Raw genomic sequence first — 781 nt, 5'->3', positions numbered from 1 at the left:
CCGCATCCGCCGTAACCCAACTCGAACCGCTCACCCCAAACAAGCCGCAATCGGCTGATCCCCATGAAACAGGGGATAAATCTTCCCGATCGTCCCCGGCGACCCCAGACAATGCTCAATCGCCAGCGCCACATCCGCGCGGGAAATCCACTGGTCCTCGGCTTTCTCCGGCCAATGGTTGATCACCCGTCCCGAGGCCGGGTCATCGGTCAATCGTCCGGGCCGCAGAATGGTGTAGGGCACGCCGCTCGCCAACAGGTGATCATCGGCAACTTTCTTGCACACGGTGTAATGCTTGATCTTGGCTGGCCCCGCTTCCGGATCTTCCGCCCCGCGCGAGCTGACCATCACAAACTGTTGAATACCCCGGGCCTTCGCGATATCCACTGCCTTTATTGCGCCCCACATATCCACCAGAATGGTCTTGTCCGCCCCGGTTTTGGCGCCCGAGCCGGCGGTAAATACCACCTTGTCACAGCCTTCAAACGCATGGCTGAAATCGCCTTCCAGATCCGCAATCACGGGCTCAGCACCCAGAGAGCGCACCGCCTCGGCCTGCGGCTCGTTGCGCACCATGGCGCGCGGCTTTTGGTGGTGGTCCGCCAGCTCCTGGACCAGTAACTGGCCAATCTGCCCGTGAGCGCCAATTATCAAGGTAGTCATTGCGTGTTTCCCCTTATCTCCAGTGCAATGACAACACCTTACCATGAAGACAAAAAGTCTGGCATCATCAGAAAAGAGCCGTCGATGCCACTGGAGGCCGCCATGAACGACACCCGCA

Annotated in this window: 1 protein-coding gene; it reads right to left on the bottom strand. The window is 59.4% G+C overall.

Annotated elements, in window-relative coordinates; all coding sequences use genetic code 11:
* Positions 1–30: 30 nt before the first annotated feature.
* A complete protein-coding gene (locus tag B3520_RS01515; protein WP_286805276.1) occupies positions 31–663 on the bottom strand; it encodes an SDR family oxidoreductase in 633 nt (210 codons plus the stop codon).
* Between the last annotated feature and the right edge of the window lie 118 nt (positions 664–781).

Origin of the sequence: Marinimicrobium sp. UBA4509 (genome assembly GCF_002388575.1) — a bacterium.
GTDB classification, from domain to species: domain Bacteria; phylum Pseudomonadota; class Gammaproteobacteria; order Pseudomonadales; family Cellvibrionaceae; genus Marinimicrobium; species Marinimicrobium koreense.
Note: the sequence above shows the minus strand (reverse complement) of the source record. Positions and strands in the feature narration are given on the sequence as shown.